A 9,724-nucleotide genomic window follows, 5' to 3' on the forward strand; every position below is an offset into this window, starting at 1 on the left:
GTCCAGCCGAGGGTGTCGGCCAGCGCCAGGCAGTCCTCTAACTGCCTGGTCACGCCGAGTTCCTGGCCAGTGGGATCGTTGCTGATGCGGGTATAGATGGCGGCCTTCATTGGCGCGGCTCCCGGTACCCCAGGGACACTAGGTGCACCTGCGCGGCTCTCACGGCCTCGTCGACCGCCGTCAGGTCCACGATGCCGGTGACGTACTCGTCCGGGTTATCGCCTAATTCACCCGGAGGCTCGCCCTCCTCGCGTCGCTCATCGCACCAGGAAGCCTCGTAGGTGAGCACCCAGCCATCGGGGAGGTCACCTCGGTAATCCCTGCCCGCGCGGAGACGTTCAAGGTTGCGGAGCTGACGCGGCGTGGGTGTCCGATAGGACAGGATCGGTTGGCCGCCGGTGTCGCCGAAGGTCTCGAACTCATGGTCCGGGTTGTAGTCGACGTGAATGATCGGAAGTTGATCGTTCATGCCCGACAGTATAGTGCATTACCTCAACGGTCACGCCAGGGATCGCGGATGTTCCTTCCCGAACTGCGATGTGCCCGGTTACTTCACCGAGGTCCATCATTGCACCCCCTACGCCAAGTGCCGCACCACCGACGTCAACGACTTGACGTTCGGTTGCGGTGGCGATCATCCGCTCGCCGAACAAGGCTGGACCACCCGCAAAAACTCCCACGGCGACACCGAGTGGATCCCACCACCGCACCTCGACCACGGCCAACCCCGGGTGAACCGGTTCCACCACCCCGAAAAGCTTCTGCGCAACGACGACGAAGAGGATGGCGACGAACCGTAGTCACTGCGGCCAGTCAACGAATGTTATGAACGTTCGCGCAGCTTTCCGGCCAGCCGGCGGTTGACCGGTTCGGGTAGCAGCTCTGACACGTCGCCACCCATCGACGCCACTTCCTTTGCCAGCGAGGACGACACGAACGAATAGCGCGGCGTGGTGGCGACGAAAAAGGTGTCCACGCCGGCGATGTGCTTGTTCATCTGCGCCATCTGCAGCTCGTATTCGAAGTCGGTGCCGGTGCGCAGGCCCTTGACAATCGCCGTCAGGCCGCGGGACCGCACGAAGTCGACCACCAGACCGGAGCCGGATTCCACCCGCAGGTTGAGCAGATGAGCAGTGGACTCCTCGATCATCGAGATCCGCTCGTCGACGCTGAACATGCCCTCCTTACTCGGGTTGACCAGCACCGCGACCACCACCTCGTCGAACTGCGCGGCCGCGCGCTCGAGGATATCGACGTGCCCCAGCGTCACCGGGTCGAACGACCCCGGGCATACCGCGCCACTCATGGATGACGACGCTACACGTTGGCTATTGACCGTTCGGCCAGCTCGAGCCTGGTGTCGCCGTAGATCCGCTGCGGCCACGGCTCCCAATCGGCCGGCCAGTCAACCGGCGGGCTACCGCTGGATCGCTCGAACGCGACAATGGTTCCCGCACCGGCCCATCCATGCGCGGTCAGCGCCGCAAGCACCGTCCCGATCTCGGCGGCGTCGACATCGTAGGGCGGGTCAGCCAGTACCAGCCCGACCGGTGCGGCAGCGCCGGCGGCCAGGATCGCCGTGACGCGGCCGCGGCGCACCGTCGCGCCGGACAGACCGAGCGTCGCAACGTTGCGGGCGATGACGGCCGCGGCCTGCCGATCGGACTCCACGAACATCACCGATGCGGCCCCGCGCGACAGCGCCTCCAGACCCAGCGCCCCCGATCCGGCGTAGAGGTCCAGCATCGCCATTCCGGCCAGATCGAGCCGGGCGGTCAAGACGTTGAACAGCGATTCTCGCACCCGGTCGGTGGTCGGCCTGGTACCCCGCGGCGGGACCGCGATGCGCCGCCCACCGGCGACGCCACCGATAACTCGCGTCAGGTGGGGGCACCTCCCGCTTGCGGGGGCGCACCACCCGCTTGCGGGGGACGCAGCACCACCAGCAGGTCCCCGCCTTCGACCTGGGCGGTGGCCGATACCGCCACTCGCTCCACTACGGCGTCGGTGGGCGCGGTGATCGGCGCCTCCATCTTCATCGCCTCGATGGTCGCGATGGTCTGACCGGCCCTGACCCGGTCGCCTTGACAGATCCCGATCGTGACGACGCCGGCGAACGGTGCGGCGATATGGCCCCCATTGCCGCGATCAGCCTTCTCGGCAGCCGGAACCGTGCTGGCGATGCTGCGGTCACGGACCTCCACCGGTCGCAGCTGACCGTTGATGATGCACATCACCGTGCGCACGCCGCGTTCGTCGGGCTCGGAGATGGCTTCCAGTCCGATCAGCAATTCCACGCCGGGTTCCAGCTGTACCCGATGTTCTTCGTTTTGACGTAGACCGTAAAAGAACTGGTTGGCCGACAGCTGCGACGTGTCGCCGTAGGTTTCCCGATGTGCCTCGAATTCCTTTGCCGGTCCGGGGAATAGCAGGTGGTTGAGGGTGGCCTGTCGTTTAGCGCCGGCCGACGCCAGCGCCGCCTCGTCATCCGGAGAAAGCTGCGGGGCCGGCTTGGCCGGCGCACGACCGGCCAACGCTGCGGTGCGCAGCGGTTCGGGCCAGCCGCCGGGCGGATCACCCAGCTCACCGCGCAGAAAACCCAGCACCGATTCGGGAATATCGAATCGTGCCGGATCCGAGGCGAATTCGTCGGCGCTGACTCCGGCGCCGACCAACGCCAACGCCAAATCCCCGACCACCTTCGACGTCGGGGTCACTTTAACCAGCCTGCCGAGGATCCGGTCCGCTGCGGCATAAGCGTTTTCGATCTCCTCGAACCGGTCCCCCAAACCCAGCGCGATCGCCTGCTGGTGCAGATTGGACAGCTGGCCGCCGGGAATCTCGTGGCGATACACCCGACCAGTCGGTCCGGGTAGCCCGGATTCGAACGGCGCGTACACCTTTCGAAGTGCCTCCCAGTACGGCTCCAAATCGCACACCGCCGACAGCGACAGCCCGGTGTCGTAGTCGGTGTGCGCGGCGGCGGCCACGATCGAGCTCAATGCGGGCTGGCTGGTCGTTCCCGCCAGCGGCCCGGCGGCCCCGTCGACCGCATCCGCGCCGGAGTGCCAGGCCGTCACATAGGTGGCCAGCTGTCCGCCCGGGGTGTCATGGGTGTGCACGTGCACCGGAAGATCGAAACGGCTGCGCAGTGCACCGATCAGCCGACGGGCGGCCGGCGGCCGCAACAGGCCGGCCATGTCTTTGATGCCCAGCACGTGCGCACCGGTGTCAACGATCTGCTCGGCGAGCTTGAGATAGTAGTCCAGGGTGTAGATATTCTCGTTAGGATCGGTCAGGTCGCCGGTGTAGCACATCGCGACTTCGGCTACTGCAGAACCGGTTTGGCGCACCGCATCGATAGCCGGTCGCATCGACTCGACGTTGTTGAGTGCGTCGAAGATCCGGAAGATGTCGACCCCGGTGGCGGTGGCCTCCTCGACGAATGCCGACGCCACCACCTCCGGGTAGGGCGTGTAGCCGACCGTGTTGCGGCCCCGTAACAGCATCTGCAGACAGATGTTCGGCAATGTCTTGCGCAGCGCGGCCAGCCGCTCCCAGGGGTCCTCCTTGAGGAAACGCAACGCCACATCGTAGGTCGCGCCGCCCCAGCACTCCATCGACAGCAATTGCGGTGTGAGCCGGGCAATGTAGGGCGCCACCTTCATCAGTCCGGCCGTCCGTACCCGGGTGGCCAGCAGCGACTGGTGCGCGTCGCGGAAGGTGGTCTCGGTGACAGCCACCGCGGCAGACTCCCGCAGCCAGCGCGCGAAACCCTCCGGCCCCAACTCGGCCAGCCGTTGCTTCGAACCGGGCGGCGGCGCGACCGACAGATCGATGTCGGGCAGTTTGTCGTGCGGATAGACCGTCGACGTCCGCGAGCCATGCGGCTTGTTGACGGTGACGTCGGCCAGATAGTTGAGGATCTTGGTGCCGCGGTCGGCCGACGACCGCGCCGTCAGCAACTGCGGGCGTTCATCGATGAACGACGTGGTGATGCGGCCGGCCTGAAAATCCGGGTCATCCAGAACCGCCTGCAAAAACGGGACATTCGTCGAAACACCGCGGATCCGGAATTCGGCCAGCGCACGCCGGGCCCGGGTAACCGCCATCGAAAAGTCACGTCCCCGGCAGGTCAGCTTGACCAGCATGGAGTCGAAATGCGCGCTGATCTCCGCGCCCAGGTTGGTGCTGCCGTCCAGCCGGATGCCAGCGCCTCCGGGCGTGCGGTAGGCGCTGATCCGGCCGGTGTCCGGCCTAAACCCGTTGGCCGGGTCTTCGGTGGTGATCCGGCACTGCAGCGCTGCGCCGTGCGGCCTGATCGTCTCCTGGGCCAGCCCCAAGTCGTCGAGGGTCTCGCCGGAGGCGATGCGCAGCTGGCTGGAGACCAGGTCGACGTCGGTGATCTCCTCGGTGACAGTGTGTTCGACCTGAATGCGCGGATTCATCTCGATGAAAACGTGCTCACCGTGCTCGTCGAGCAAGAACTCCACGGTTCCCGCGCAGCTGTAGCCGATATGGCGGGCGAACGCGACCGCGTCGGCGCAGATCTTCTCCCGAAGCTGCGGATCCAGGTTCTGCGCGGGCGCCAACTCGATGACCTTCTGGTGGCGGCGCTGCACGCTGCAGTCCCGCTCGAACAGGTGGATCACGTTGTCGTGTGTGTCGGCCAGAATCTGCACCTCGATGTGGCGCGGGTTGATCACCGCCTGCTCGAGATAAACCATGGGGTCACCGAACGCCGACTCGGCTTCCCGGCTGGCCGCCTCGATCGCCTCGGGCAGCGCTGCGGCCTCGTCGACGCGCCGCATGCCGCGACCACCGCCGCCGGCAACCGCCTTGACGAACAACGGAAACCGCATGTCGCCCGCCGCGGCCACCAACTCGTCCACCGACGCCGACGGCGCCGAGGACATCAGCACCGGCAGGCCGGCGTCGGCCGCCGTCGCGACCGCGCGGGACTTGTTTCCGGTCAGTTTCAGCACCGCGGCGCTGGGCCCGACGAACGTGATCCCCGCGGCCGCGCACGCGTCGGCTAACTCGGGGTTCTCCGACAAGAATCCATATCCCGGATACACCGCGTCGGCGCCGGCGCGGCGGGCGGTGTCGACGATCTCGTCGATCGACAGATACGCCCGTACCGGGTGACCGACCTCGCCGATCTCGTAGGATTCGTCGGCCTTGAGCCGGTGCACCGAATTGCGGTCTTCGTACGGGTAAACCGCGACGGTGCCGATACCCAACTCGTAGGCGGCGCGAAACGCGCGGATCGCAATCTCACCACGATTGGCCACCAGCACCTTCGAGATCACGTGCGTCCCTTCACCGTCCTTAGAAAAGTGTCGACCAGTAGTCCCAAAACCGCTCCACGATCAGCAGAATGACCGCGGTGAACCACAGCACGGTAATCGACCAGCGCCAATGGTAGAGCCCGCGGGCCAGCGCGTCGCGCCCGATCACCGGACGAAACGCGATCGAGGCGACCACCACCAACAGCGGGATGGTGACCGCCCACACCACCACGCAATACGGGCACAACGCGCCGATTCGGTAGAGGCTGGTGAAGATCAACCAGTGCACGAACCCGGCACCGACCAGACTCCCCACCGTCAGGCCAATCCAATACCACTGTGGCAACGCAACTTTGGTCACGGCCAGTACACCGGTCACCACGACGACGGTGAAGGCGGCGATACCGATCAGCGGGTTGGGGAAGCCGAGCACCGCAGCCTGCGGTGTCGCCATCACCGACCCGCACGACAGGATCGGGTTGATGTTGCACGACGGCACGTACGACGGGTTGAGCAAGATATTGATCTTCTCCACCGTCAGGGCCGCCGACGCGGTCAGCCCGACCACCCCGGCGAACAACACCCACCATGCGCTGGGTCGCGCTACTCGCGCACCCGGCGCCGCGTCGGCGAGCGGCCCCGCTTGCTGTGCCGACACCGCGACGGTCACGACGCCGGCGGAGTCGCCGCCGAATCGAGTCCGGGCACATCTCCGACGATTTCTTTGATCTTGGCGACCAGCGCGTCCGGCGTCGACCATTGGTATTCCTCGCCGTTGATGCGGATCGTCGGGGTGCCACGAATGTCTGAGGCCGCCGGCAGCTCGTCGACCATGGCGATGTACTTGCCGCTCTTGACGCAGTCGGGAACCGTGCCCGCGGCGCCGGCCTCCCGCGCGATCTCGATCAATCGTGCGTTGTCGGGAAAGGTCGTGCCGGTCTCGGCGGGCTGCAGGTTCTTGGTGAACAGCGCGGTGTGGAAGCGCCGGAAGGCGTCGATCGACTCGTCGGCGACACAGTAGGCCGCGGCGCCGGCCCGCGAGGAGTAATCGTCGTTCTGCGGCCTGGACAGCAGCCCCACCATGTAGTAGTCGGCGGCGATGGCACCGCTGTCGATCAGCTTGGACACCGTGGGCCCGAAGGTCTGCTCGAAGTGACCGCATGCCGGGCACAGAAAGTCCTCGTAGAAGGACACCGTGGCTTTGGCGGCCTTGGGGTCGTGGCTTCCGTCCTTGGTCACCAGCTTGCTGGAGGTGACCTGAACCGCTTGCCCGTGACCGGCGGCCTTCTTGTTGTTATGCGACATGACGATGTAGCCGACGAGGACGACGGCGAAGACCACCACGATCGCGGTGAGGCCGATTCTGACCGCCAGATCGCGTCGGTGGCCGGCGGCCTTCAAGTCGTAGCCCGGGCGTTTCGGTTTGCTGGCCACAGGTTCGCTGATCCTCCGGTTGTCGGCTATTCGGCTATAGGTTATTTGGCGGCGACCCGCTGCGATCGCCTATGAGAGTACTGGCGTCTTTTCAGGCGCGGCTGAGGTGGGCGCGCAGCGCCGAGATCAGCTCGGCGGTGGCGGTCGCGCTGCCGCCGCCGAGCGGGAAGAAGTTGGCGAAGGCATGTGTCAACGACCCGAAGCAGCGCCGGTCCACCGCGTTGCCGGCGGCTCCCAGCGCCGTGGCGTACCGCTCGCCCTCGTCGCGCAACGGGTCGAAACCCACGACCGTGATCAGCGCGGGCGGCAACCCGCTGAGATCATCGGCAAGCAGCGGCGAGACCCGCGGATCCGTGGATGCGAGGGCGGAACCGTCCAGATACTGGGCGGTGAACCAGTCAATGTCGTGCTTGGTCAGCACGCAGCCGTCGGCGAACAGCGTGCGGGACCTGGTCTGTGCGGTGCAGTCGGTGACCGGGTAAATGAGCCACTGCAGCACGGGCGTCGGGCTGCCGTCGTCACGGGCCAGCTGCGACACGACGGCCGCCAGGTTGCCGCCGGCGCTGTCACCGCCAACGGCGACCTTGCCGGGAATCGCGCCCAGGTCGGCGGCGTGGTCGTGTGCCCACCGGAAAGCCGCGTAGGCGTCGTCGACGGCGGCCGGGGCCGGGTGCTCGGGGGCCAGCCGGTAGTCGATCGACAGCACCTGGACCTCGGCGTTGCGGCAGGTCAACCGGCACAGCGCGTCATGGGTGTCCAGGTCGCCGATCACCCAGCCGCCGCCGTGGTAGAAGACCAGTAACGGCGCCGGCTCGGCGCTGCCCGGATGGTAGTGGCGGGCGGGGATATTGCCGGCCGGCCCCGGTAGCGACATCTCGGTGACTTCGACGTGGATCTGTGGACCGCCAAACCCCAGGCACACCTGCCGTGCCTGGGCCCGTGAGGCGGTGGGGTCGTCGTCGACGACCAGACCGTTGATGCCGGCGGCCCGCTGCGCGGTCAGCATCAGCTGGAGGGTGGGATCCAGTGTGTTGCCGTCGACGGTGACCGAGCGACCACCGGACAGTAGGCGCTTGGCGCTGGCCGGAATCCGGGGAATGACCTTGAGGCCGACGTTGGTGGCAATGCTCTGCACGCGGCCGGCCAGCCGGAGCGGGGCGCGAAGCGCTCCGAGCCGAAGGTCCGGCACGCCTGGCAGACTTCGTCTCATGGCTGCTCCCCTAGTCACGCTGAACGACGGTAATTGCATCCCTGCGGTCGGGTTCGGAGTTTTTCAGATCCCGCCAGAGGACACCGGGCAGGCGGTGGGCGCGGCGCTGCGCGCGGGTTACCGGCATATCGACACCGCAGCGGCCTACCGCAACGAGCGTCAGACCGGACGTGCAGTCGCCGAATCCGGCCTCCCTCGCGACGAACTCTACTTGGTCACCAAGCTGTGGAACGCCGACCAGGGCTACGACAGCACGCTGGCGGCATTCGACGCCAGCATGGACCGGCTCGGTATCGACTATCTGGATTTGTACCTGGTGCATTGGCCGATGCCGCAGCTGGGCAAGTTCGTCGACACGTTCAAGGCTTTCGCCCACCTGCGCGACCAGGGCCGGATCCGATCGATCGGGGTCAGCAATTTCGAGGCCGAGTATCTGCAGGTCCTCATCGACGCCACCGGCGTTGTGCCGGCCGTCAATCAGGTCGAACTGCATCCTCGACTGCCGCAGACCGCGCTGCGGGAGGTGCACGCGCGGCTCGGTATCGCCACCGAAGCCTGGGCACCGCTCGGGCAGGGGTCGCTACTGAGGCACCCGACCATCACCGCGGTGGCCGACGGCTGTGGCCGCACACCTGCCCAGGTGTTGATCAGGTGGCATATGCAACTCGGTAATATCGTCATCCCCAAGTCGGTGAACCCCACGCGGATTGCGAGTAATTTCGACGTGTTCGATTTCGAACTCGGTGCGGACGAGATGACGTCCATCTCCAAGCTGGACGACGGTACTCGACTTGGTCCGGATCCACGAACCTTCAATTTCACAGGCAGGTGAATGACGTTGACTGGCGAGTCGAGCGTCTCCGTCCCCAATATTGCGCTCAATGACGAGAACACCATGCCGGTGCTTGGGCTCGGCGTCGCGGAATTGTCGGAGGCCGAGACCGAACACGCGGTGTCGGCGGCGCTGGAGGTCGGCTGCCGGCTGATCGACACTGCCGCGGTATACGGCAATGAGGCCGCCGTCGGGCGCGCGATCGCGGCCTCCGGGATCCCCCGGGCCGAGTTGTTCGTCACCACCAAGCTGGCCACCGCCGATCAGGGAATCACGACCACCCAGGAGGCTGGCAAGGCCAGCCTGGAGCGGCTCGGGCTGGACTACCTCGACCTGTATTTGGTCCATTGGCCGGCCGCGCAGCTGGGCAAGTACGTGGACAGCTTCGGCGGCCTGATCCAATTGCGCGCAAACGGCTATGTCCGCTCCGTCGGCGTGGCGAACTTCACCGAGGAACATGTCTCGACGGTCATGGATCTCACCTTCGTCACGCCGGCCGTCAACCAGATCGAGCTACACCCGCTGCTGAATCAGGCCGAACTGCGCAACGCCAACGCCCGGCACAATGTGGTGACCCAGGCCTACAGTCCGCTGGCCGTCGGCAGGCTGCTGGACAACTCCACGGTGACCTCCATCGCCGCCGAATACAGCCGGACACCCGCGCAGGTGCTGATCCGGTGGAACCTCCAACTCGGTGATGCGGTCGTCTTCCGCTCGGGCAAACCCGAGCGGATCGCCAGCAATTTCGATGTGTTCGATTTCGAGTTAGCCGCCGAACACATGGATGCACTGGGCGGGCTGAACGACGGCACCCGGGTGCGGGAGGATCCGCTGACCTACACGGGGGCATAGCTTCTATCTGTCCACCGCCCGGAACTTATCCCGTTGGACAGGTGGCGGCCGCCTGACGCAATACATCCGCCGACGGCTGGTCGACGGGCAGCGCGTAGCCGCGCA

Annotated in this window: 9 protein-coding genes and 2 pseudogenes; 3 read left to right on the forward strand and 8 right to left on the reverse strand. The window is 66.2% G+C overall.

Features of this window, described 5'->3' with window-relative positions; genetic code table 11:
* Positions 1-106: 106 nt before the first annotated feature.
* Positions 107-469, reverse strand: a complete 363-nt coding sequence (locus ACRDTL_RS18110) for a hypothetical protein (RefSeq protein WP_431508075.1) — start codon at positions 467-469, stop codon at positions 107-109.
* A 31-nt stretch (positions 470-500) separates the two neighbouring features.
* Between ACRDTL_RS18110 and ACRDTL_RS18115 the strand changes: the two are divergent.
* A pseudogene (locus ACRDTL_RS18115) lies at positions 501-800 on the forward strand (HNH endonuclease signature motif containing protein); the annotation flags it as partial.
* A gap of 23 nt (positions 801-823) precedes the next feature.
* Here the strand turns inward: ACRDTL_RS18115 and coaD are convergent.
* The 6 genes from coaD to ACRDTL_RS18145 form a co-directional block, all read right to left on the reverse strand.
* On the reverse strand, positions 824-1,306 hold the full coding sequence (gene coaD / locus ACRDTL_RS18120; RefSeq protein WP_431508076.1) for a pantetheine-phosphate adenylyltransferase: 483 nt from the start codon (positions 1,304-1,306) through the stop codon (positions 824-826).
* An 11-nt stretch (positions 1,307-1,317) separates the two neighbouring features.
* On the reverse strand, positions 1,318-1,884 hold the full coding sequence (rsmD, locus tag ACRDTL_RS18125; RefSeq protein WP_431508083.1) for a 16S rRNA (guanine(966)-N(2))-methyltransferase RsmD: 567 nt from the start codon (positions 1,882-1,884) through the stop codon (positions 1,318-1,320).
* On the reverse strand, positions 1,881-5,312 hold the full coding sequence (locus tag ACRDTL_RS18130; protein WP_431508077.1) for a pyruvate carboxylase: 3,432 nt from the start codon (positions 5,310-5,312) through the stop codon (positions 1,881-1,883). Before ACRDTL_RS18130 ends, rsmD begins: the two co-directional genes overlap by 4 nt.
* A 19-nt stretch (positions 5,313-5,331) precedes the next feature.
* Positions 5,332-5,961 carry a vitamin K epoxide reductase family protein gene (locus ACRDTL_RS18135; protein WP_431508078.1) on the reverse strand — a complete coding sequence of 210 codons (630 nt, stop codon included), beginning with the start codon at positions 5,959-5,961 and terminating at the stop codon, positions 5,332-5,334.
* A complete protein-coding gene (locus ACRDTL_RS18140; RefSeq protein ID WP_431508079.1) occupies positions 5,958-6,725 on the reverse strand; it encodes a DsbA family protein in 768 nt (255 codons plus the stop codon). Before ACRDTL_RS18140 ends, ACRDTL_RS18135 begins: the two co-directional genes overlap by 4 nt.
* A gap of 91 nt (positions 6,726-6,816) precedes the next feature.
* Positions 6,817-7,935 carry an alpha/beta hydrolase gene (locus tag ACRDTL_RS18145; protein ID WP_431508080.1) on the reverse strand — a complete coding sequence of 373 codons (1,119 nt, stop codon included), beginning with the start codon at positions 7,933-7,935 and terminating at the stop codon, positions 6,817-6,819.
* Here ACRDTL_RS18145 and ACRDTL_RS18150 point away from each other — a divergent pair.
* Both ACRDTL_RS18150 and ACRDTL_RS18155 read left to right on the forward strand, forming a co-directional pair.
* The gene (locus tag ACRDTL_RS18150; protein ID WP_431508081.1) at positions 7,934-8,767 is read left to right on the forward strand and encodes an aldo/keto reductase; all 834 of its coding nucleotides are present in this window, start codon (positions 7,934-7,936) and stop codon (positions 8,765-8,767) included. The genes ACRDTL_RS18145 and ACRDTL_RS18150 overlap by 2 nt on opposite strands.
* A 6-nt stretch (positions 8,768-8,773) precedes the next feature.
* A complete protein-coding gene (locus ACRDTL_RS18155) occupies positions 8,774-9,619 on the forward strand; it encodes an aldo/keto reductase (RefSeq protein ID WP_431508082.1) in 846 nt (281 codons plus the stop codon).
* A gap of 25 nt (positions 9,620-9,644) precedes the next feature.
* Here the strand turns inward: ACRDTL_RS18155 and ACRDTL_RS18160 are convergent.
* A pseudogene (locus ACRDTL_RS18160) lies at positions 9,645-9,724 on the reverse strand (hypothetical protein); the annotation flags it as partial.

It is taken from the genome of Mycobacterium sp. (assembly GCF_050700595.1).
In the GTDB taxonomy this organism is placed as follows: domain Bacteria; phylum Actinomycetota; class Actinomycetes; order Mycobacteriales; family Mycobacteriaceae; genus Mycobacterium.